Source organism: Cupriavidus sp. MP-37 (assembly GCF_020618415.1).
In the GTDB taxonomy this organism is placed as follows: Bacteria; Pseudomonadota; Gammaproteobacteria; order Burkholderiales; family Burkholderiaceae; genus Cupriavidus.
In genome coordinates this window covers 1,566,974-1,587,771 of record NZ_CP085345.1, presented here as the reverse complement: position 1 = coordinate 1,587,771, position 20,798 = coordinate 1,566,974, and the positions used below count along the sequence as shown (strand labels likewise).

Here is a 20,798-nt window from a genome sequence, read left to right as displayed (position 1 = left end):
TCCCGCAAGCGGGAGAGGGAGTACGCAAGCGGCTGACCAAGCGTACCCGTTTCTGCGTGGCTGTTTTCGGCACCTCCCCGCATGCACCGATAGTCGAGCGCGCAAAGCGTACCCAATTCTGCGTGCCTCGGAGCAAGCCTGGAAAGGACCGGATTGACCGAGCAAAAGGCTCGCGCCGCCGCCTCAAAGAACGCACGGACGCACGCAGCCCACCGCTTGCCGCGCCATGCGGCAGCAGCGGGCGTACCCGTTTCTGCGTGGATGCTGAGGGAAGAAAAAGCGCGGTTCAGCGCTTGCGCACGAAGCGCACCACCTGCTCGGCAGGCTTGTCCTGGCTGGCCGGCGTGCTGGTATTGGCGCCGCAGGTATTGCAGCCGCCGTCATCGCAGCCGCTGGCGCAGCCTGCCGCCGACTGCGGCGCCAGCCAGCGTGCCACGCGGCCGCGCCAGCCGGTGGCGGCAGGGCCGCCCAGGCGCGCTGCCAGCGCCGCCTTGACGCGCTCGCGCGTGCGCGGCGCATAGCGCGCCACCACCGACACCGCGCATGCCAGCACGATCAGCGGGACCAGCAGGGTTTCGATGGCGTGGTAGAGGCTCATGGCGGCAGCTGGCCTCAGCTGAACATCAGCGCGACGCGGTAGGTCACGAACGCGGCCAGGTAGGCCAGCCCGGTCAGGTAGGCCGCCGACAGCGCCATCACCTTCCAGGAGGCGGTCTCGCGCCGGATCACCGCAAGCGTGGAGATGCACTGCGGCGCGAACACGTACCACGCCAGCAGCGACAGCGCGGTGGCGAGCGACCATTGCGCCGCGATCATCGGCGCCAGCTGCGTGGCCACGGTCTCTTCGCTGCCCGACAGCGCGTAGACGGTGGCCAGCGCGCCCACCGCGACTTCGCGCGCGGCCAGGCCCGGCACCAGCGCAATGCAGATCTGCCAGTTGAAGCCCACCGGCGCGAACACCTTCTGCAGCGCATGGCCGATCATGCCGGCAAAGCTGTAGTCGATGGCCGGCGCGGTCGCGCCCTCGGGCGCGGAGGGGAAGGTCGACAGGAACCACAGCAGCACTGTCAGCGCCAGGATCACCTTGCCCACGCGCGACAGGAAGATGCGGGCACGCTCCCACAGGCCGATGGCGATGTCGCGCGGATTGGGGATGCGGTACGAGGGCAGCTCCATCAGCAGCGGATGGTCGGTGCGGTCGCGGCGCAGGAACTTGAGCGCATAGGCCACCACCAGCGCGCTGACGATGCCGGCCACGTACAGCGCGAACAGCACCAGCCCCTGCAGGTTGAACAGGCCCATCACGGTGCGCTCGGGGATAAACGCGCCGATCAGCAGCGCATAGACCGGCAGCCGTGCCGAGCAGGTCATCAGCGGCGCCACCAGGATGGTGGTGAGCCGGTCGCGCGGGTCCTGGATGGTGCGCGTGGCCATGATGCCGGGGATGGCGCAGGCAAAGCTGGACAGCAGCGGGATGAACGAGCGCCCCGACAGCCCCGCGCCCATCATCAGGCGGTCGAGCAGGAACGCCGCGCGCGGCAGGTAGCCGGATTCTTCCAGCGTCAGGATGAACAGAAACAGGATCAGGATCTGCGGCAGGAACACCACCACGCTGCCCAGGCCCGCCACCAGGCCGTCGACCAGCAGGCTCTTGAGCATGCCGTCGGGCAGCCAGGCGCCCAGCATCTCGCCGGCCCAGTGCACGCCGCCCTCGATGCCGTCCATCAGCGGCTCGGCCCACGAGAACACCGCCTGGAACATCAGGAACAGCAGCACCGCCAGCAGCAGCAGGCCGAACACCGGGTGCAGCACGATGCGGTCGATGCGGTCGTCCAGCGCGGCGGTGCGCGCCGGCATGCTGACCGCGGCGGCCAGCAGGCGGTTGACTTCGGCATGCACGTCGAAGTCAGGGCCCGACGCAGCGCCGGCCGGCGGGGCCGGCGGCAGCGTGGCATCGAGCAGGCTGACCAGCGCCGCGGCGCCGTCACGGCGGACCGCCACGGTGCTGACCACCGGCACGCCCAGCGCGGCCGACAGCTTGTCGCGGTCGATCTGGATGCCGCGGCGCGCGGCGGCGTCGCTCATATTCAGCACCACCACCATCGGCAGCCCCAGCTGGCGCAGCTCCAGCACGAAGCGCAGGTGCAGGCGCAGGTTGGTGGCGTCGACCACCGACACCAGCAGGTCGGGACGCGCTTCGCCGGCGCGCTGGCCCAGGCAGACATCGCGCGTGATGGCCTCGTCGAGGCTGGCCGCATGCAGGCTGTAGGCGCCGGGCAGGTCGAGGATGCGCACCTGGCGTCCGGCCGGCGACACGAAGTAGCCTTCCTTGCGCTCGACGGTGACGCCCGCGTAGTTGGCCACCTTCTGGCGGCTGCCGGTCAGGCGGTTGAACAGTGCGGTCTTGCCGCAATTGGGATTGCCGACCAGCGCAATGCGCAGGGCAGAAGGGGAAGCAGCTGCAGACATAATCCGGGGAAGGCTCAGGCAGTCCGCTTGGCGGACGGTGGCGCAGTCTCGTCGCCCTGCGCGGCGGGGGCGATGCGGGTGACCGAGGCGCTGGCGATTTCCACGCCGATGCGCGCAGCCTCTGAGCGGCGCAAGGCAAAGCGCGTGAAGCCCACCTGTGCTACCAGCGGGTCCATGCCGAACGGCCCGTAGGCGATGATCTGCACGGCTTCGCCGGGAACGAAGCCCAGTTCGCGCAGGCGGCGCGCGACCGGATCCCCGGGGGTGGCGTCGTCCACCGATTGCACTACGGCGGGCGTGCGCCGTGGAAGTTCAGACAACCGCATCATGCTTCCAGTCCGTGGCGCGGCCTGCCGCCAAGCGGTCCGTGTGACCGCGCCGGGGTGTGTAAATGAAAATCGTTTTCATTGTATCGCAAATGAGGCTTTGCGTTGCCCCCTCAAAGGGCGGGCACGCCAGCCTTGCCGCGCCGGGCACGGCAGGAGGCGAATGATAACCGCTAAGGGGACGAATGGTCGCGCGCGGGCCGTGCCGATACGGGCCGACGAGCCAGTTATTCATAGAGGCACGGCGCGGTCAGGCACTGAAACACCGAATTCGCGCCATTCCTGCAATCGGGCGCAATTACTGCATTTGCGTTATGGCTGCCGTAAGCCGGCGGCGTTAAGCTCACAGCACGCTGAACACCCCGTTCCACGCGTACTTCACAAGCCATCGGTCCCTGGACCGGTGGCTTTTTCTTTGTGGCTGCGCTTCGGCTGCGCCGCCTTGCCCGCCACCATGGCGACAAAGTGGTCGCGCGCCGGATGGTCCGGCGCGGCCTTCCAGGCGCAATAGACCTCCGAGCGCACCGCCGCGTCCGCCAGCGGCCGGAACGCCGCGCCGGCCATGCCGGAGCGCGCCAGCGCCGCCGGCACCACCGCCACCCCCATGCCCTGGGACACCAGCGACACTACCGACAGCCAGTGCCGCACCTCATGCCGGATCTGCGGGAAGAAGCCTTGCGCGGCGCACATGTCGAAGATCCGGCTGTAGTAGTCCGGCGAGGCCTTGCGCGAGAACAGCACGAACGGCTCGCCGCGCAACGACGCCAGCGGCAACTCCGCCGGCGCGGCCAGCGCATGGTCGGCGGGCAGGCAGCAGACAAAGGGCTCGGAGTGCACCAGCGTGGCCTGCAGCGTGTCGGGCACCCGGCCGGTGTGGATGAAGGCGGCGTCGAGCTCGTCATGCAGCAGCGCGTCGATCTGTTCCTGCGAGTTCAGCTCGGTCAGCGCCACGTGGATGCCGGGGTAGGCCGCCTCGAACTCGCGCAGCGTCTGCGGCAGCCCGCGGTACAGCATCGAGCCGACAAAGCCCACGCGCAAGCGGCCGATGGCGCCGGCTTCGATCTCGCGCGCCAGCACCCGCGCCGCCTCGGCCTGCGCCAGCAGCGCCGTGGCCGATTCGCGAAAGGCGCGCCCGGCCGCGGTCAGGCGCACGCCGCGGCTGTCGCGGTCGAACAGCCGGGCGCCGACCGAGGCCTCGAGCTGCTGGATATTGAGCGACAGCGGCGGCTGCGAGATGGCAAGCCGGCGCGCGGCGCGGCCGAAGTGCAGTTCCTCGGCCAGCACGAGGAAGTAACGCAGGTGGCGGAATTCCATGGCGATACAGAAATTATATGGATCAAGCCAATTTTAGAATTAGACGCGAATCCATGGGGTTTGAATAATGGAGCCCAAAGGACCAAGGGGGGCCGCCAGCCGGCACCGCCATACCAGGAGACCAGCCATGCCATCCAGCGCCGCGCGCGACATCCCCCAGCAACACCAGGCCGCCCCGGCGGCGGCCGCGGTTCACCCGGTGCCCGACCGCCAGGGCGGCAGCCTGTTCGCCGCCGACCCGGAGTTGCGCGCGCTGCTGCCGCTGTACCTGCCGCCCGAGCTGTTCAACCACCTGTTGCCCCACCTCGAGCGCATGGGGGCGCTGGCCGGCGGCGTGCTCGACGAACTGGCCGGCGTGGCCGACCGCAACCCGCCTGAACTGACTTACCGCACCCGCGCCGGCGTCGATGCCCAGCGCATCGACAAGCATCCCGCCTATGTCGAGATGGAGCGCGTGGCCTTTGCCGAATTCGGCCTCGCCGCGGCGTCGCACCGCGGCGGCGTGCTGGGCTGGGACAAGCCCATGCCGCCGGCGGCCAAGTACGCGCTGACCTATCTGTTCGTGCAGGCGGAGTTCGGCCTGTGCTGCCCGCTGTCGATGACCGATTCGCTGACGCGCACGCTGCGCAAGTTCGGCGACCCGGCGCTGGTCGAGCGCTTCCTGCCCAACCTGACCACGCAGGTCTTCGACGACCTGTACCAGGGCGCGATGTTCATGACCGAGCAGGGCGCGGGCTCCGACGTGGCCGCCACCGCCACGCGCGCGGTGCGCGATCCCTCGGCCGAAGGCGGCTGGCGCCTGGTCGGCGACAAGTGGTTCTGCTCCAACCCCGACGCAGCGCTGGCGATGGTGCTGGCGCGCGTGGAGGATGAAGCCGGCAACGCCGTGCCCGGCCACAAGGGCGTGTCGCTGTTCCTGCTGCCGCGCACGCTGGCCGACGGCAGCGCCAACCACTACCGCATCATCCGGCTCAAGGACAAGCTGGGCACGCGCTCGATGGCCAGCGGCGAGATCCGGCTCGAGGGCGCGCATGCCTACCTGGTCGGCGAACCCGGCCGCGGCTTCGTGCAGATGGCGGACATGATCAACAACTCGCGACTGTCCAACGGCGTGCGCGCCGCCGGGCTGATGCGCCGCGCGCTGACCGAGGGCCTGTTCATCGCGCGCGAGCGCCGGGCCTTCGGCAAGCGCCTGCAGGACATGCCGCTGATGCGCCGCCAGCTGCTCAAGCTGACGCTGCCGACCGAGCAGGCGCGCACCATGGTATTCCAGACCGCCGAGGCACTGCGCCGCGCCGACGCCGGCGAGCCCGACGCCTACGCGCTGATGCGCATCCTGACCCCGCTGATCAAGTTCCGCGCCTGCCGCGACGCGCGCAAGGTCACCGGCGACGCCATGGAGATCCGCGGCGGTTGCGGCTATATCGAAGAATGGAGCGACCCGCGCCTGGTGCGCGACGCCCACCTCGGCTCGATCTGGGAAGGCACCAGCAATATCGTCGCGCTCGACGTGCTGCGCGCGGTCCGACGCGAGGGCGCATTACCCGTACTGCAGGCGCACCTGGCCGGGCTGCTGGCCGATACGCCGATGCAGGCGGACGCCCGCGCCGTGTTCGAAGGCGCCATCGCCAGCGCCGGGCAACTGGCCGGCCAGGCCGCCGCGGCCGGTGCCGACGGCGAGCTGCTGGCGCGTCAGGCGGCCTCGGCGCTGTACCACGTGACCAGCGCGGTGGCGATGGCCTGGGAAGCCGGGCGCATCGGCTCGGTGCGCCGCATGCGGCTGGCGCAGCTGGTGCTGCGCCACCGCGTGCTGCCGCAGGACCCGCTCGCGGGAAGCGCCGAGCCGGCATGGCTGGCCGAGACCGTGGCGCCCGCCGGCGATGGCGCGGTGCGCGCCGCCGGCGCGGTCGACGCGGTCAACGTGTTCTGACGCCGCAACCCGAACCCATTGTTTGCTCCCCTCTCCCGCTTGCGGGAGAGGGGCCGGGGGAGAGGGCAGGCGCTGGCATACCGACACGCCTCGCTGGGTTGACGCTCCCGCCCTCACCCCAACCCTCTCCCGCAAGCGGGAGAGGGCGCAGCCCCCACCATCCCGCATACCCCGCGGGAGACGTCCTACACCAGGAGACAACGCCATGAAACTCTGGCACCGCGTCGCGGCCATCGCCGCATGCTCGCTGTTTATCGCCCCCGCCTTCGCCCAGAAGGACTTCCCGTCCAAGCCGATCATGATGGTGGTCACCTATCCGCCGGGCGGCCCCACCGATGCCATGGCGCGCACGCTAGCCGCGGCGCTCAAGACCAGCCTGGGCCAGCCGGTGGTGGTCGAGAACCGCGCCGGCGCCGGCGGCAATATCGGCGCCGAAGCCGTGGCGCGTGCCGAGCCCGACGGTTACACGCTGATGTTCGGCACCTCGGCGCCGCTGGCGATCAACGTCAGCCTGTACCGCAAGATCAACTACGACCCGGTCAAGAGCTTCACCCCGGTGATCCAGATCGGCCAGCTGCCCAATGTGCTGGTGGTCAATCCGTCGGTGCCGGCGAAGAACGTCAACGAGCTGATCGCCTATGGCAAGGCGCATCCGGGCAAGCTGACCTATGCCTCGTCCGGCAATGGCGCCTCGTCGCACCTGGCGGGGGTGCTGTTCAACAACGTCACCGGCACCGATTTCCAGCACATCCCGTACAAGGGCACCGGCCCTGCGCTGAACGACCTGCTGGGCGGCCAGGTCAGCATGACCTTCACCGACGTGCTGACCGCGATGCCCTTCATCAAGAGCGGCAAGGTGCGAGCGCTGGGCGTGACCACCAAGGCCCGCTCGCAGGCGCTGCCGGAGGTGCCGACGGTGGCCGAGCAGGGCGTGCCCGGCTTTGATGTGTCGGTGTTCTTCGGCGTGGTGGCGCCGGCCGGCACGCCGGCGGAGGTGGTCGGCAAGCTCAACCGCGCCTTTGCCGACGCGCTGAAGCAGCCCGAGGTGCGCAAGACGCTGCAGGCGCAAGGCCTGGAGTTCGCGCCATCGACCACGCCGGAGCAGCTCGGCAGCTTCGTCAAGGCGGAGGTGGGCAAGTGGCGTGCGGTGGTGCAGAAGTCCGGCGCCCAGCTCGATTGACGACGCCGAGGGAATCGCAGCCATGACCCAAGCCAATCCCGGCGCGCTCGCCGGCATCCGCGTGGTCGACCTGTCGCGCATCCTGGGCGGCCCGTACTGCGGCCAGATCCTGGGCGACCACGGCGCCGACGTGCTCAAGATCGAACCGCCGCAGGGCGACGACACCCGTACCTGGGGGCCGCCGTTCAAGGACGGCGTGGCCTCCTATTATTTCGGCCTCAACCGCAACAAGCGCGTGATGCGCCTGGACTTGGCCGCAGAGCCCGACCGCGAGGTGCTGCTGGCCCTGCTGGCCGACGCGGACGTGCTGGTCGAGAACTTCAAGACCGGCACGCTGGAGAAGTGGGGGCTGGGCTACGACGTGCTGTCGGAGCGCTTCCCGCGCCTGGTCCATTGCCGCGTCTCGGGCTTCGGCGCCGACGGCCCGCTGGGCGGCCTGCCCGGCTACGATGCTGCGATCCAGGCCATGTCCGGCATCATGAGCATCAACGGCGAGGCCGATGGCGATCCGCTGCGCGTGGGCTTGCCGGTGGTCGACATGGTGACCGGCCTCAACGCGGTGATCGGCGTGCTGCTGGCGCTGCAGGAGCGCGCGCGCAGCGGGCGCGGGCAGTTCGTCGAGGCCGCGCTCTATGACTCGGGGCTGTCGCTGCTGCATCCGCACGCGGCCAACTGGTTCCTGAGCGGCAAGACGCCGCAGCGCACCGGCAATGCGCACCCCAATATCTATCCGTACGACACCGTCGCCACCGCCACCGACCCGGTGTTCCTGGCGGTGGGCAATGACCGCCAGTTCCGCATCCTGTGCGAGCACCTGCAGGTGCCGGCGCTGGCCGACGACGAGCGCTACGCCACCGCCGGCGCGCGTTCGGTGAACCGCGCCGCGCTCAAGGCCGAACTGGAAGCGCGCATGCGCACCCGCGACGGCAAGGCCCTGGCGGATACGCTGGTGGCCGCCGGCGTGCCGTGCGCGCCGGTGCTGTCGGTGGCCGACGCCTTGCAGCATCCGCATACGCGGCACCGCGAGATGGTGGTGGAGATGGCAGGGGGGTACCAGGGGCTGGGGGCGCCGGTGAAGCTGAGCCGGACGCCGGCGACGTACCGGTATGCGCCGTTGACGGAGGGCGAGGCGTTTCTGGACTAGGCGCCACCGTGTTTACTGGCAACGTCCGATCCCGCGCCGGTTTGCTCCCCTCTCCCATTTATGGGAGAGGGGCGGGGGAGAGGGCCGGAGCCTCCACGGAGTACAGGCCTTCGGGCTTGCCAGCGCCGGCCCTCTCCCCCAACCCCTCTCCCGCAGGCGGGAGAGGGGAGCAACCCTGCGGCATCGACGCCTTGTCTGTCACCCCGGAATCATCCCCGGCAGCCAATACGCCTGCACCATCGTCATCACCCCGATGATCACCGCGAACAGCAGGCTGTGCTTCACGGTGAAGCGGAACAGCTCCGACTCCTTGCCCACCAGCCCCGTCGCAGCGCACGCCACCGCGATCGATTGCGGCGAGATCATCTTGGCGGTGACGCCGCCGGTGGTGTTGGCCGCCACCATCAGCGTGTCGGATACGCCGATCTGGTGCGCGGTGGTGTTCTGCAGCGCGCAGAACAAGGCGTTGGACGAGGTATCGGACCCGGTCAGGAACACCCCCAGCCAGCCCAGGAACGGCGAGAAGAACGGGAACGCCGCGCCGGTGCCGGCCAGCAGCAGCGCCAGCGTCGACGACATGCCCGAGTAATTGGCGACAAAGGCGAACGCCAGCACCAGCCCGATCGACAGCACCGGGCGCGCCAGTTCCACCAGCGTTTCACCGAACGTGGCCAGCAGGTCGCGCGGCTTCATGCGCAGCAGCACGGCGGAGATCAGCGCGGTCAGCAGGATGGCGGTGCCGACGGCGGAGAGCAGGTCGATCTTCAGCACCGCGTCATAGGCCTTGGGCGTGGCCACGATCGGCGCGGCCTTGATCACCAGCTGGTCCAGGCCCGGGATCTTGAACTTCAGCACCGTGCCGGCGAGCGGGCCGTTGGCGCCGAACAGCGCCTTGAACGGCTGCAGGCTCCATACCGTGACGATGGCGGTCAGGATGCCGAACGGCGCCCACGCGCGCAGCGTCTGCGCCAGCGTGTAGGGCGATGCCTTGCGGCTCTGCATCGCGCCGCCGAAGCCGCCGCCAAAGCCCGCCAGCGCGACCGTGCCGCCACTGATGTTGCCGGCGCTGCCGCCGGCGCGCTGCGAGGCGCTGCGCGGCTGCCATACCTTCAGGAACGCCGCCAGCGACACCAGGCTCACCAGCGCCGAGGTGATGTCCGGCAGCTCCGGCCCGATGTGGTTGGAGGTGAAGTACTGCGTCACGGCAAAGCTGCCGCCGCACACCAGCGCCGCCGGCCAGGTTTCGCGCACGCCCTTGGCGCCGTCCATCATGAAGACGAGCCAGAACGGCACCAGCAGCGACAGCAGCGGCAACTGGCGACCGGCCATGGCGCCGATATGGAAGGGGTCGAGGCCCGTCACCTGCCCGGCCACGATGATGGGAATACCCATCGCGCCGAACGCCACCGGCGCGGTATTGGCGATCAGGCACAGCCCGGCGGCGTACAGCGGGTTGAAGCCCAGCCCCACCAGCAGCGCCGCGGTGATCGCCACCGGCGCGCCGAAGCCGGCCGCACCCTCCAGGAAGGCGCCGAAGGCAAAGCCGATCAGCAGCATCTGCAGGCGCTGGTCGTCGGTGATCGACAGCACCGAGGCGCGGATCACGTCGAACTGGCCGGTCTTGACCACGATCTTGTAGAGGAACACCGCGGTCACGATGATCCACGCAATCGGCCATAGCCCGTAGGCAAAGCCGAAGCCGGCCGCGGCCAGCGCCTGCTGCGCGGGCATGCCGTAGGCAAGGATGGCCACGGCCAGCGCCAGCAGCAGCGTCACCGCCGCGGCGACATGGCCCTTCATGCGCCAGACCGCCAGCGCGATGAAGAAGAACAGGATGGGGATCGCTGCCGCCAGTGCAGACAGCCACAGGCTGCCTAGTGGTGTGTAGAGTTGGGTCCAGGGTTGCAAGGGTGGTCTCCTGATTTGGTGGTGGTTCGGGAAAATTCTTGTTCTGTGTGCGAGTACCGAGGCCGTTTTCGTTCCCGCTTGGTTGCTCCCCTCTCCCGCGCGCGGGAGAGGGGCGGGGGTGAGGGCGGGCGTTGGCAATAGCGACGCGCGCTACTTCGTCGATGCGCCCGCCCTCACCCCAACCCTCTCCCGCAAGCGGGAGAGGGAGTACACAGCAGGGAGTCAGAAGCGTCAGCGCGGCCTCCGTCGCCGCCTACTCCGCCTGCCCCTTTTCCTTGAGCAGATCCGCCAGGCTCTTCGCCGCCGGCTTCAGCGGCGTGCGGTGCTGCGTCCATCCCATCTGCCGCGCCGGTGTCAGCGCGCGCAGGCGCGTGGCGGCCCAGCGGAACAGGCGGTACGCCGCCGGGTGCGAATAGGCGCCGCTCCAGAAGCGCCACACCAGGTGCTCGCCCTTGCTGTACTTGGCACCCTGGCCACGCAGCGGGTTGGCCACCGCTTGCTCGGGATCGCGGTTGGCCTCGGTGCGCAGGCGCACCAGCAGCTGCGGGATCGGGATGCGCACCGGGCAGACCTCGCCGCAGGCACCGCACAGGCTCGACGCGGTGGCCAGGTCGGCGGTCGCGTCCAGCCCCAGCAGGTGGGGCGACAGGATCTTGCCGATCGGGCCCGGGTAGGTGGTGCCGTAGGCGTGGCCGCCGATGCGGGTGTAGACCGGGCAGTGGTTCATGCACGCGCCGCAGCGGATGCACTGCAGCGTCGCGCGCAACTGCGCGTCCGCGTAGGCCTGGGTGCGGCCGTTGTCGAGCAGCACCAGGTGCACCTCGCGCGGGCCGTCGCGCTCGCCGGCGCGGCGCGGGCCCGAGATCAGGTTGAAATACGTGGTGATGGCCTGCCCGGTGGCCGAGCGCGTCAGCAGTGTCGACAGCGGCACGATGTGCTCGAGCCTGGCCACCACCTTTTCCATGCCCATGATGGCGATATGCACGTCGGGCACGGTGGTCGACAGCCGGCCATTGCCCTCGTTCTCGACCAGCCACAGCGTGCCGGTGTCGGCGGCGGCGAAGTTCACGCCGGACAGGCCGATATCCGCCTCGACAAAGGCCTGCCGCAGCGCGCGGCGGCCGGTCTGGATCAGCGCGTCGACGTCCTCGGTATAGGTCGTGTCGGGGATATGCTCGGTGAACAGCTGCGCGATATCGCCCTTGGTCTTGTGGATCGCCGGCATCACGATATGCGAGGGCTTCTCGCCGGCCAGCTGGACGATGTACTCGCCCATGTCCGACTCGATGCAGTCGACGCCGCGTTCGGCCAGGTAATGGTTCAGCTCGATTTCCTCGCTGGCCATCGACTTGCCCTTGATCACCCGCCTGGCCTGCCTGGCGCTGGCGATGCCGTGGATGATGGCGTTGGCCTCGTCGGCGGTTTCGGCCCAGTGCACCTGCACGCCGGCGGCGGTCAGCTTCTGTTCCAGCTGCACCAGCAGGTCCGGCAGGTTGGCCAGCGCGTGCTGGCGCACTGCCTCGCCCAGGTCGCGCAGGCGTTCGAGCTCGTCGGCGTCGGGAAACTGCGCCAGGCGCTTGCCTTGCAGGAAGTCCATCGCGCCGCGGAAGCTCTGGCGCAGCTTGGGGTCGTCCAGCGCCTCGCGGGCACGGGCCTTGAATTCGCGCGGCGCGACGAACTGCAGGGTCTGCTGGCGGGTTTGCTGGCTCATCGCGCGGCCTCCGCGGTGTCGGTCTCGATCACCACCCACAGCCGGCGCGGACCATGCGCGCCGTAGGCGAGGGTCTGCTGGATGTCCGAGGTCTTGGACGGGCCGGACACCAGCACCAGGTTGGTCGGCATGCCCTCGGCCCAGCGCTCGGCGCGCGCGGCCATGTGCAGGTCGTCATGCAGCGTCGACGCGCGCACCAGCGCCACATGCAGCGGCGGCACCAGCGACACCGTGCGCGGCGAGCCCGCGTCCGGCGCCAGCACCAGCGTGCCGGTGGCGGCGATGCCGGAGCGCGCCACGGTGAAGCCGGCATCGACGGTGTCGAACAGTTCGGCTTTCCACGCCTCGATCGGGCGCTCGTAGCCGATGGCTTCGATGCCGGCCGGCAAGGCGGCTGCCAGCGCCGCGCCGGCCGTGGTGGCCGGATCGAGCAGCAGGCGCTTCACGCCCGCGCCGGCCAGTTCGCCAGCGAGCATCGCCGGCCAGGCGCCGGCGTCGGCGCACCAGACTTCGGCATGCAGGCCTTGCAGCGCGGCCTGCATCGCGGCGACGCGTGCGCCGGTCTTTGGCGGGCCATGGCGGCGCGCTTCGAAATGGCTGTCGATGCGGCGGTCCAGTTCGGTGGTGTGCGGGGACGGCACGGGCGCGGCAGCGCGCAAGCGGCCGAGCATGCGTTCACGGGCGCCGGGCGTGCTCATGCGGCACCTCCGGTACGGCGCCACAGGAAGCTGGCGAGGTGTTCCACCTGCAACGGCGCGCGGTCGTGCGCGGCGGTATGGCCGATATTGAGCAGGCAGCCGCAGTCGGCCGAGACCAGCCGGTCGCAGCCGGTGGCGCAGGCCGAGGCCACCTTGTCGCGCACCATGGCGCCGGAGATATCGGGGTGCTTGAGCGAGAAGGTGCCGCCGAATCCGCAGCATTCGGACTCGCGTTCATGCTCCACGCGGGTCACGCCCGGCAGCGCATCGACCAGCGCCACGCCGTGCTGGCGCGTGCCCATTTCGCGGCGGGCGCCGCACGAGGTATGCAGCACGATGCGCTCGGGCGGCTGGGCCGAGGGCGCGGCCGCGCCGAAGTCCACCTTCAGCACGTGCAGCAGGAACTCGCCCAGCTCGTAGACGCGCCCGGCCAGTTCGCGGGCCTTCGGGCCGGCCACCGCATCGTCGGCAAAGAGCAGCGGCCAGTGGTGGCGCATCATGCCGGCGCACGAGCCGGACGGCACGACCACGGGCCACGGCTGGCCGAACAGGTCGAGCTGCGCGCGCGCCACCGCACGGGCCGCGTCAGGGTTGCCGCTGCTGTAGGCGGGCTGGCCGCAGCAGCTCTGGCCGCGCGGAAAATGCACGGTCAGGCCTTCGCGCTCGAGCAGGCGCACGGCGTCGAGGCCGGCTTCGGGCACGAACAGGTCGACCAGGCAGGTGGCAAACAGGTAGGCCTGCGTGGGGGCAGGGCCGCTGGGGTACTGACGATCCTTCATGTCTCGCTCCGCACGTGCTGGGTCGCACGTTTGGGCGCATAATTCCCGCTTCCGCGCGGCGGTTCAAATTGGTCGGACCAATTTCAAGGAACGCCGCGCCGTTCAGGAGCGAGGAAATCGGCATGACGGCAGCCAGGCACGGGCACGCCCGCGGACGCGTGGAGTCGGTGATGCGACGGATGGAGACCGCGCTGCTCGACGGCACCTGGCCGCCCGGCACGCGGCTGCCGGCCGAGCGCGAGCTGGCCGGGCAATACGCGGTGGCGCGCAACACCGTGCGCGAGGCCATCCAGCGCCTGGCCGCGCGCGGCCTGCTGCAGAGCCGGCGGGGCGCGGGCGTCTATGCCACCGACCAGCTGCGTGCCGGCATTGCCTCGCCGTGGGGGCAACTGGTGGCCGACCATCCCGCGCTGCGCGAAGACATCCTGGAGTTCCGCCGCGTGCTGGAGGGCGCCACCGCCTACTTCGCGGCGTTGCGCGCGGATGCCGCCGACGTGAAGCGCATCCGCGCCCTGATGGCCGAACTGGAACGCGCGCGCGCCGCCGACGACAAGCAGGCCGAGGCCGATGCCGACGCACGGCTGCATGACGCCATCGCGCAGGCCTCGCACAACACCATGTTCCTGCACCTGCATACCAGCGTGATCGGCATGCTGCGCGAGCACATCACCATCAACGGCACCGGCCTGCGCGAACAGGACGACGGCGCCTCGGACCTGCTGTTGCTGCAGCACCGCACGCTGTGCGACGCCATCTGCGCGCGCCGCCCCGAAGAGGCGCGCACGGCGATGCAGACCCATATCGACTTCGTGCGCAGCCGGGTCGAGCACGACGGGACCTGAGTCCAGGACCGGATATTGGTCCTACCACCGGCCCGGCGTGCCGGCCGCGGCATTCAGATCAGCCCGGCCCCGGCCAGCTCGCGCTTCAGGTACGCGTAAAAGATCGGCCCGGCGATCACGCCCGGGATGCCGAACAGCGTTTCCATCAGCAGCATCACCATCAGCAGTTCCCACGCCGCCGCCTGGATGCGCGCGCCGATGATGCGCGCATTCAGGAAGTACTCCAGCTTGTGGATCACCACCAGGAATACCAGCGAGCCCACCGCGATCGGCAGCGACACCGACAGCGAAGCGACCACGATGGCCGTGTTCGAGATCAGGTTGCCCAGCACCGGCAGCAGTCCCGCGACGAAGGTGATCACCACCAGGGTCTTGCTCAGCGGCAGGTGCACGCCGAACAGCGGCAGCACCAGCAGCAGGTAGATCGCGGTCAGCACGGTGTTGATCGCCGAGATCTGGATCTGCGCAAAGATGAACTGCGAGAACGCCTGCTGCAGCGTGCGCGCGCGCGCCACCAGCGCGGCCGCCAGCGGGCGCCGGTTGGGACGCGCCACGGCGCGGTACAGCGCCACCATCGCGCCGATCACCAGCCCGATCAGGATATGCACCAGCGTGCGCAGCACCTCGGCGCCCAGCTTCTGCGCCGTCGCGGCGTGCTCGCGCAGCGTGTCGATCAGCGTGTTGGCCAGTTCGTCGACGCCGTTGGGCAGCGCGTCGCTGACCCAGGGCGGCAGTTGCCCGCGCGAGCGGTCGATGATGTCGGCGACGTGGTTAAGCAGGCCGTCCAGGGTATTGCCCTCGCCGCTGACAAAGCGCACCAGCAGCCAGCCCGCCAGCGTCAGCCCCAGCAGGATCAGCGCCGACAGGATCGCCACGGCGAGCGCGTCGTGGCGCTGGTGCAGGCGCTTCAGGCGCGGCGCCAGCACGTCCACCAGCGAATACAGCAGCAGCCCGGACAGCAGCGCCGCCACCAGGTTGGCATGCAGCACGGTCCAGAGCGCCAGCGCGGTCAGCAGGTAGGCGACGGTGCCGACGCTGTACCACGCGGCCGGCGGCAGGCGCGGCGTGGCGGTCGGTTCGGGGTCTTTCATCGGTGTCTCCGGCATGCAATTTGCTGAAAAGATTCCTGGATTCTCGCCGATCCAGATGTAATGGCTGCGTCAGTCGGCTGTGCCGCCGCGACCTGGTGCCGATGTTGGCATATCGGCACACGCAAAGGGTGTCTATATTAGGGGGAATCCGTGCGCGGCCGGTGGTGCGCCGCGCTGTCCTTGTTTGCCGCCAAGCCCGGGGAACGCAACGCATGGCCTACACCCATACCATCGGCAACCATCGCCACGTCTTCGCCGACCTGCGCACGCTGCTGGCCAAGGCCAGCCCGGCGCGCTCCGGCGACGCGCTGGCGGGCCTTGCCGCGCAAAGCGAACAGGAACGGATGGCGGCCAGGCTGGCGCTGGCCGAGGTGCCGCTGACGCGCTTCCTCAACGAAGCGCTGGTGCCCTATGAGGACGACGAGGTCACGCGCCTGATCCATGACCGCCACGACGCCACCGCCTTTGCCGCGATCGGCGCCACCACCGTGGGCGACCTGCGCAACTGGCTGCTGCGGCATGAGACCGACAGCGCCATGCTGGCGCGGGTGGCGCCGGGCATCACGCCGGAGATGGCGGCGGCGGTCAGCAAGCTGATGCGCAACCAGGACCTGGTCGCGGTGGCGCGCAAGTGCCAGGTGGTCACGCGCTTTCGCAGCACGGTGGGGTTGCCGGGACGGCTGGCGGTGCGGCTCCAGCCCAACCATCCGACCGACGATCCCAAGGGCATCGCCGCGTCGATCATCGACGGGCTGCTCTATGGCTGCGGCGATGCCACCATCGGCGTCAATCCGGCCTCGGACAACCTCGGCGCGATCGTCTCGCTGCTGCGCATGATCGACGAGCTGCGCAGCCGCTTCGACATCCCCACGCAGTCGTGCGTGCTGACCCATGTCACCAACACGCTGCGCGCGATCGGCCAGGGCGCGCCGGTGGACCTGGTGTTCCAGTCCGTGGCTGGCAGCGAGCGCGCCAATGCGGCCTTCGGCATCAGCTTGTCGCTGCTGGCCGAGGCGCACGACGCGGCGCAGGCGCTGGCGCGCGGCACCGTGGGCGACAACCTGATGTATTTCGAGACCGGGCAGGGCAGCGCGCTGTCGGCCGACGCGCACCACGGCGTCGACCAGCAGACCATGGAGGCGCGCGCCTACGCGGTGGCGCGCGCGTTCTCGCCGCTGCTGGTCAATACCGTGGTGGGCTTTATCGGGCCGGAGTACCTGTACGACGGCAAGCAGATCATCCGCGCCGGTCTGGAAGACCACTTCTGCGGCAAGCTGATGGGCGTGCCGATGGGCTGCGACGTCTGCTACACCAACCACGCCGAGGCCGACCAGGACGACATGGACACGCTGCTGACGCTGTTCGGCGTGGCCGGCATCAACTTCATCATGGGCGTGCCCGGCGCCGACGACATCATGCTGAACTACCAGAGCACCTCGTTCCACGATGCGCTGTACCTGCGCGAAGTGCTGGGGCTGCGCCCGGCGCCGGAATTCGAGGCCTGGCTGCAGCGCATGGGCATTGCCGATGGCGCCGGCCGGCTGCTGGAGCCGGCCGCGCGCCAGCCGCTGCTGCAGATGGCCCACACCTTGTAAGGCGCTGCGATGACGGCCAAACGCCAGGCTCCCGTCAGTCCCGATCCCGCCGAAGCCGACCCGTGGCAACGGCTGCGCCGCTTCACGCGCGCGCGCATTGCGCTGGGCCGTACCGGCCACAGCCAGCCCACCGACGCCGTGCTGGCCTTCGGCCTGGCCCATGCGCAGGCGCGCGACGCGGTGCACCTGGCGCTGGAGGTCGGCACCGTCACCGCGGCGCTGGAGGCGGCCGGGCTGGCGCACGCGGCCGTGCACAGCGCGGCGCCGGACCGCGAGCACTACCTGCGCCGCCCGGACCTGGGCCGGCGCCTGGACCACGCCAGCCGCGCGCGGCTGGACGCGGTGCGGCCGGCGCAGGCGCCGGATGTGGTGTTCGTGATTGCCGATGGCCTGTCGGCGCTGGCGACGCAGCGCCATGCGCTGCCGCTGCTCGAGGCGGCGCGCCAGCGCCTGCCGCACGGCTGGCACATCGGTCCGGTGGTGGTGGCCGAACAGTCGCGCGTGGCGCTGGGCGACGAGATCGGCGAGCGGCTGGGCGCGCGCCAGGTGGTGATGCTGATCGGCGAACGGCCCGGGCTCAGTTCGCCCGACAGCCTGGGCATCTACCTGACCCATGCGCCGCGCGTCGGCCGCACCGATGCCGAGCGCAACTGCATCTCCAATGTGCGCCCGGAAGGGCTGTCCTATGCGCAGGCCGCCGAGCGGCTGGTGTTCCTGCTGCGCGGCGCGGCGGCGCTCGGACGCTCCGGCGTGGACCTGAAGGACGACAGCGCGCCGGCCTTGCCCGCAGGCAGCGCCGGGCAAGCGCCAGAGCAACGCTGAACACAAGCAAAACGGCCACCACGCGGGCCGCAACCCGCGTGGTGGCCGTTGCCGTGGCACCGCTTACATCATGCGGCGCGAGAACTGCCCATGCCCCGCATCCGACATCAGTTGCTTGAACTGGTCGCCGCTCATGTGCACCAGGTCCTGGTGGTCGCCGCCCTCGAAATACACTTCGGGCTGCTGCATCAGGCTGTCGTCCACATAAGTCTGCATGCCGTATGCCATGGCCACCGGCGGAATCGCGCCCAGGTCGCAATCCTTGAAGATCTCGCGGATCTCGTCCTCGTGCGCCAGCACCAGGTTGCGCCCGGTCTGTTCGCAGATGGCCGCCATCTGCAGGTGATGGCTCGAAGGGATCACAGCGGCGACGTAGCCGCGTTCATCCTCCAGCAACAGCGTCTTGGCCAGCCGGTCCCCGGGCACGTGCGCGGCCTCTGCCGTGGCCATGCTGCTCAGGGTGTAGGGGTGGCGGATGATGTCGTAGCGGGTGTTCTTGCTGCTCAGGCAGTTAGCGAGCGTACTAGCCAGGGCCATGATTGCTCCTAGGTTCCGGATGCGCCGACGGTTATCCTTGTGCTCCTAATATAGTGCGCCGGCGCGACGGCGATGGCCTGCGGCTAACGGTGCAGCCGCGGCCACACCGCCTGCAGTTCGGTCTTCAGGAAATTCAGCAGGTAGCGCGTGGCCAGGGTCTGGTAGCGGTTGGGCATGGTCAGCATGTAGAGCTTGCTGCCGAACACGCTGATGCGGTAATCGGATAGCAGCGGCACCAATGCGCCGCTGTCGAGTTCCGCGCCGATCGCATAGATCGGGAAGATGCCGACGCCCAGGCCGGCCAGCACCGCTTCTTTCAGGAAGGCGAAATTCTCCGAGCTGAGCGTGGGCTCGAGCACCACCTGTTCGCGGACCTCGTCGCCACCGCCTTGGCGCGACCCTGATGCCTTGAGCTTCTGCCCCACCGGCGACGCGCACACGATCGCATGCGACTGCAGCCCGGCCAGTGCCTCTGGCGCCGGGTGTCCGGCCAGGTACGCGGGCGAGGCGCACACGATCCAGTCGACCGCGCCGATCTCGGTGGCCACCACCGAATCCGGCGGCGTCGAGATGATGCGCAGCGCCACCTCCACGTCCTCGGACACCAGGTTGTGCACGCGGTTGTCGAACACCACGTCGAGCGTGATGTCCGGGTAGCGCTGCTTGAACCGCACCAGCAGCGGCGACAGCAGCGAATGGCCCAGCCCCGTCGGCACCGACAGCCGCACATGGCCTTGCAGGCTCTTGCCCATGTTGCTGATCAGCGCATTGGCCGCCGCGACCTCGCCCAGGATATTGCGGCCGTGCTCGTACAGCCCGGCGCCGACCGGCGTCGGCTCGACATGGCGCGTGGTCCGGCGCAGCAGCTGCACGCCCAGTTCTTCCTCAAGCGCCTTGAGCCGGTAGCTGACATTGGCGCGCGTCATCTTGAGCTTGCGCGCGGCCGCGCTCAGGTTGCCGGCGTCGACGATGTCGACGAACAGGCGCAGGGCGTTGAGATCCATGGGGTGATCAGAGAAAGACGGGAGCGGTATCAGCCCCCGTATATTGCCATGCCGGCGCTCGCCGCAATGCGCTGTTGCGCGCACTACGGCTTGCGCTGCGCGCGGGTCTGGGCAATGATGCGAGCCGGACCCTCAACTGGCCTTCTGCGCCCCCGTTTGCCATGCACCGCTCGTTGCGCCGATGGCTGTGCCTGCCTTTGTTCTTTGCCGGCGCCAGCGCCTCCGCCCAGGATCTGGTCGAATGCAAGCGCATCGAGCACGACCAGCTCATCATCGCCTCCCAGGAAACCCTGCTGTTCCTGCGTTGCCGCGCGCGCCAGGTCGCGTACGAGGCGCCGCGCCTGAAGGGGGTGACGCAGCGCGTCAAGGACGACCTGGTGTTCGCGTGTTTGGACCAGGCGGACGCCGTCGAGCACCAGCTGCGCGTGCGCCACGGCTACTCGCGCGAAGCGCTGGCGCGCCAGCGCTGCGAACTGTCCGGGGCCATCACACCCGGCGGGTGAAGCCGGGACGTCGGCTTCAGGCATAGCCGCCATTGGCGCGCAGTACCTGCGCATTGACCCACGCACCATCCGGCCCCGCCAGGAAGGCCACCGCCGCGGCGATGTCGTCCGGCGTGCCGAGCCGCTCCAGCGGCGCCAGTTTCGCCAGCTGCGCCACCTGCTCCTCTGACTTGCCGTGGAAGAACAGGTCGGTCGCGACCGGCCCCGGCGCCACCGCGTTGACGGTGATGCCGCGCCCGCGCAGCTCGTTGGCCAGCACCCGCACCAGCCCTTCGACGCCGGCCTTGGCCGCGATGTACGGCCCGTAGCCCGGAAAGGCGCGCGCAATCACGCTGGTCGACAGCGCGATGATGCGTCCGCCCTGGTCCAGCCGCGCCGCGGCCTCGCCCAGCACCAGGAAGGCGCCGCGCAGGTTGGTGGCGATGGCCTGGTCAAAGCTGTCGACGCTGCCCGGCGCCACCGGCGCCATCGGCATGATGCCGGCGCTGTTGACGACCACGTCGAGCCGGCCGAAGGCCTGTTGCGCGGCGTCGAACAGCCGCGCCACGTCGGGTGCCTGCGCCACGTCGCCCTGGACGGCGATGGCCTTGGCGCCGGCCGCGCGTGCCGCCGCCACGGTCTCTTCGGCGCGGGCGGCGTTGCCGGCATAGCCGATGGCGACGTCAAAGCCGTCCGCGGCGAGCCGCAGCGCGATGGCGCGGCCAATGCCGCGGGACGCGCCGGTGACGACGGCGGCACGGCGGGAGGTTGCTGCAAGCGGGGAAGTGGTGGAGGTCATGGCAGATTCCTGGTCGGTTGGGAATGGCTGCATGATGGATGTTGGTACGTGATGGATAAATGGCCAGAACCCAAAAGGATTAGCCAGAATCCATCAACAATCCTCGACGTGACGGCTTCGCCCCATCCGCGCAGCATGGGCGTTAATCCCTTGCTGGCGTTGCAGGC

Annotated in this window: 19 protein-coding genes; 7 read left to right on the top strand and 12 right to left on the bottom strand. The window is 69.7% G+C overall.

Going from position 1 to position 20,798, the window contains the following annotated elements; all coding sequences use genetic code 11:
- Window positions 1-286: 286 nt before the first annotated feature.
- The 4 genes from LIN44_RS23545 to LIN44_RS23530 all read right to left on the bottom strand — a co-directional run bounded on the left by LIN44_RS23545 (window position 287) and on the right by LIN44_RS23530 (window position 4,109).
- Window positions 287-598 (bottom strand): DUF6587 family protein, encoded by a 312-nt coding sequence (locus LIN44_RS23545; protein ID WP_227314676.1) that lies wholly within the window; start codon window positions 596-598, stop codon window positions 287-289.
- Between the two features lie 14 nt (window positions 599-612).
- Window positions 613-2,469, bottom strand: coding sequence for a ferrous iron transport protein B (gene feoB / locus LIN44_RS23540; protein WP_227314675.1), 1,857 nt, complete (start codon window positions 2,467-2,469; stop codon window positions 613-615).
- A gap of 14 nt (window positions 2,470-2,483) precedes the next feature.
- The gene (locus LIN44_RS23535) at window positions 2,484-2,795 is read right to left on the bottom strand and encodes a FeoA family protein (protein ID WP_227316409.1); all 312 of its coding nucleotides are present in this window, start codon (window positions 2,793-2,795) and stop codon (window positions 2,484-2,486) included.
- A 378-nt stretch (window positions 2,796-3,173) separates the two neighbouring features.
- A complete protein-coding gene (locus tag LIN44_RS23530) occupies window positions 3,174-4,109 on the bottom strand; it encodes a LysR substrate-binding domain-containing protein (protein WP_227314674.1) in 936 nt (311 codons plus the stop codon).
- A 127-nt stretch (window positions 4,110-4,236) separates the two neighbouring features.
- Between LIN44_RS23530 and LIN44_RS23525 the strand changes: the two genes are divergently transcribed.
- The 3 genes from LIN44_RS23525 (at window position 4,237) to LIN44_RS23515 (ending at window position 8,363) form a co-directional block, all read left to right on the top strand.
- A complete protein-coding gene (locus LIN44_RS23525) occupies window positions 4,237-6,039 on the top strand; it encodes an acyl-CoA dehydrogenase family protein (protein WP_227314673.1) in 1,803 nt (600 codons plus the stop codon).
- A gap of 205 nt (window positions 6,040-6,244) precedes the next feature.
- On the top strand, window positions 6,245-7,219 hold the full coding sequence (locus LIN44_RS23520) for a tripartite tricarboxylate transporter substrate binding protein (protein ID WP_227314672.1): 975 nt from the start codon (window positions 6,245-6,247) through the stop codon (window positions 7,217-7,219).
- A 22-nt stretch (window positions 7,220-7,241) separates the two neighbouring features.
- Window positions 7,242-8,363, top strand: a complete 1,122-nt coding sequence (locus LIN44_RS23515) for a CaiB/BaiF CoA-transferase family protein (protein WP_227314671.1) — start codon at window positions 7,242-7,244, stop codon at window positions 8,361-8,363.
- Window positions 8,364-8,561: 198 nt separating this feature from the next.
- On the opposite strand, the gene LIN44_RS23510 is transcribed toward LIN44_RS23515, so the two are convergent.
- The 4 genes from LIN44_RS23510 to LIN44_RS23495 form a co-directional block, all read right to left on the bottom strand.
- Entirely contained in the window at window positions 8,562-10,271 is a 1,710-nt protein-coding gene (locus LIN44_RS23510; protein ID WP_227314670.1) for a lactate permease LctP family transporter, read from the bottom strand.
- 253 nt (window positions 10,272-10,524) lie between these two features.
- The gene (locus tag LIN44_RS23505) at window positions 10,525-11,982 is read right to left on the bottom strand and encodes a LutB/LldF family L-lactate oxidation iron-sulfur protein (RefSeq protein ID WP_227314669.1); all 1,458 of its coding nucleotides are present in this window, start codon (window positions 11,980-11,982) and stop codon (window positions 10,525-10,527) included.
- Window positions 11,979-12,680 carry an LUD domain-containing protein gene (locus LIN44_RS23500; protein WP_227314668.1) on the bottom strand — a complete coding sequence of 234 codons (702 nt, stop codon included), beginning with the start codon at window positions 12,678-12,680 and terminating at the stop codon, window positions 11,979-11,981. The genes LIN44_RS23505 and LIN44_RS23500 overlap by 4 nt, the downstream gene beginning before the upstream one ends.
- Window positions 12,677-13,459 carry a (Fe-S)-binding protein gene (locus LIN44_RS23495; RefSeq protein WP_227314667.1) on the bottom strand — a complete coding sequence of 261 codons (783 nt, stop codon included), beginning with the start codon at window positions 13,457-13,459 and terminating at the stop codon, window positions 12,677-12,679. Before LIN44_RS23495 ends, LIN44_RS23500 begins: the two co-directional genes overlap by 4 nt.
- A gap of 122 nt (window positions 13,460-13,581) precedes the next feature.
- Between LIN44_RS23495 and LIN44_RS23490 the strand changes: the two genes are divergently transcribed.
- Entirely contained in the window at window positions 13,582-14,301 is a 720-nt protein-coding gene (locus LIN44_RS23490; RefSeq protein WP_227314666.1) for a FadR/GntR family transcriptional regulator, read from the top strand.
- A 53-nt stretch (window positions 14,302-14,354) separates the two neighbouring features.
- Here LIN44_RS23490 and LIN44_RS23485 read toward each other — a convergent pair whose 3' ends face one another.
- A complete protein-coding gene (locus LIN44_RS23485; protein ID WP_227314665.1) occupies window positions 14,355-15,392 on the bottom strand; it encodes an AI-2E family transporter in 1,038 nt (345 codons plus the stop codon).
- A 212-nt stretch (window positions 15,393-15,604) separates the two neighbouring features.
- Here LIN44_RS23485 and LIN44_RS23480 point away from each other — a divergent pair, with 212 nt between their 5' ends.
- Together LIN44_RS23480 and eutC are read left to right on the top strand one after the other, a co-directional pair.
- Window positions 15,605-16,987 carry an ethanolamine ammonia-lyase subunit EutB gene (locus tag LIN44_RS23480; protein ID WP_227314664.1) on the top strand — a complete coding sequence of 461 codons (1,383 nt, stop codon included), beginning with the start codon at window positions 15,605-15,607 and terminating at the stop codon, window positions 16,985-16,987.
- Between the two features lie 9 nt (window positions 16,988-16,996).
- Entirely contained in the window at window positions 16,997-17,809 is an 813-nt protein-coding gene (gene eutC, locus LIN44_RS23475; protein WP_227314663.1) for an ethanolamine ammonia-lyase subunit EutC, read from the top strand.
- Window positions 17,810-17,872: 63 nt separating this feature from the next.
- Here eutC and LIN44_RS23470 read toward each other — a convergent pair whose 3' ends face one another.
- On the bottom strand, window positions 17,873-18,346 hold the full coding sequence (locus tag LIN44_RS23470; RefSeq protein ID WP_012354949.1) for an aminoacyl-tRNA deacylase: 474 nt from the start codon (window positions 18,344-18,346) through the stop codon (window positions 17,873-17,875).
- An 83-nt stretch (window positions 18,347-18,429) separates the two neighbouring features.
- Complete coding sequence (locus tag LIN44_RS23465) at window positions 18,430-19,350, bottom strand: LysR family transcriptional regulator (RefSeq protein ID WP_227314662.1); 921 nt, start codon at window positions 19,348-19,350, stop codon at window positions 18,430-18,432.
- A gap of 161 nt (window positions 19,351-19,511) precedes the next feature.
- Here LIN44_RS23465 and LIN44_RS23460 point away from each other — a divergent pair, with 161 nt between their 5' ends.
- On the top strand, window positions 19,512-19,853 hold the full coding sequence (locus LIN44_RS23460) for a hypothetical protein (protein ID WP_227314661.1): 342 nt from the start codon (window positions 19,512-19,514) through the stop codon (window positions 19,851-19,853).
- Between the two features lie 16 nt (window positions 19,854-19,869).
- Here the strand turns inward: LIN44_RS23460 and LIN44_RS23455 are convergent, their stop codons facing one another.
- Window positions 19,870-20,631, bottom strand: coding sequence for an SDR family oxidoreductase (locus tag LIN44_RS23455; protein WP_227314660.1), 762 nt, complete (start codon window positions 20,629-20,631; stop codon window positions 19,870-19,872).
- Window positions 20,632-20,798: the final 167 nt, after the last annotated feature.

Excerpts from the sequence above, each read along its gene's own strand:
- LIN44_RS23545 (WP_227314676.1), bottom strand. The coding sequence starts at position 598 with ATGAGCCTCTACCACGCCATCGAAACCCTGCTGGTCCCGCTGATCGTG.
- feoB (WP_227314675.1), bottom strand. The coding sequence starts at position 2,469 with ATGTCTGCAGCTGCTTCCCCTTCTGCCCTGCGCATTGCGCTGGTCGGC.
- LIN44_RS23535 (WP_227316409.1), bottom strand. The coding sequence starts at position 2,795 with ATGCGGTTGTCTGAACTTCCACGGCGCACGCCCGCCGTAGTGCAATCG.
- LIN44_RS23530 (WP_227314674.1), bottom strand. The coding sequence starts at position 4,109 with ATGGAATTCCGCCACCTGCGTTACTTCCTCGTGCTGGCCGAGGAACTG.
- LIN44_RS23525 (WP_227314673.1), top strand. The coding sequence starts at position 4,237 with ATGCCATCCAGCGCCGCGCGCGACATCCCCCAGCAACACCAGGCCGCC.
- LIN44_RS23520 (WP_227314672.1), top strand. The coding sequence starts at position 6,245 with ATGAAACTCTGGCACCGCGTCGCGGCCATCGCCGCATGCTCGCTGTTT.
- LIN44_RS23515 (WP_227314671.1), top strand. The coding sequence starts at position 7,242 with ATGACCCAAGCCAATCCCGGCGCGCTCGCCGGCATCCGCGTGGTCGAC.
- LIN44_RS23505 (WP_227314669.1), bottom strand. The coding sequence starts at position 11,982 with ATGAGCCAGCAAACCCGCCAGCAGACCCTGCAGTTCGTCGCGCCGCGC.
- LIN44_RS23500 (WP_227314668.1), bottom strand. The coding sequence starts at position 12,680 with ATGAGCACGCCCGGCGCCCGTGAACGCATGCTCGGCCGCTTGCGCGCT.
- LIN44_RS23495 (WP_227314667.1), bottom strand. The coding sequence starts at position 13,459 with ATGAAGGATCGTCAGTACCCCAGCGGCCCTGCCCCCACGCAGGCCTAC.
- LIN44_RS23490 (WP_227314666.1), top strand. The coding sequence starts at position 13,582 with ATGACGGCAGCCAGGCACGGGCACGCCCGCGGACGCGTGGAGTCGGTG.
- LIN44_RS23485 (WP_227314665.1), bottom strand. The coding sequence starts at position 15,392 with ATGAAAGACCCCGAACCGACCGCCACGCCGCGCCTGCCGCCGGCCGCG.
- LIN44_RS23480 (WP_227314664.1), top strand. The coding sequence starts at position 15,605 with ATGGCCTACACCCATACCATCGGCAACCATCGCCACGTCTTCGCCGAC.
- eutC (WP_227314663.1), top strand. The coding sequence starts at position 16,997 with ATGACGGCCAAACGCCAGGCTCCCGTCAGTCCCGATCCCGCCGAAGCC.
- LIN44_RS23470 (WP_012354949.1), bottom strand. The coding sequence starts at position 18,346 with ATGGCCCTGGCTAGTACGCTCGCTAACTGCCTGAGCAGCAAGAACACC.
- LIN44_RS23465 (WP_227314662.1), bottom strand. The coding sequence starts at position 19,350 with ATGGATCTCAACGCCCTGCGCCTGTTCGTCGACATCGTCGACGCCGGC.
- LIN44_RS23460 (WP_227314661.1), top strand. The coding sequence starts at position 19,512 with ATGCACCGCTCGTTGCGCCGATGGCTGTGCCTGCCTTTGTTCTTTGCC.
- LIN44_RS23455 (WP_227314660.1), bottom strand. The coding sequence starts at position 20,631 with ATGACCTCCACCACTTCCCCGCTTGCAGCAACCTCCCGCCGTGCCGCC.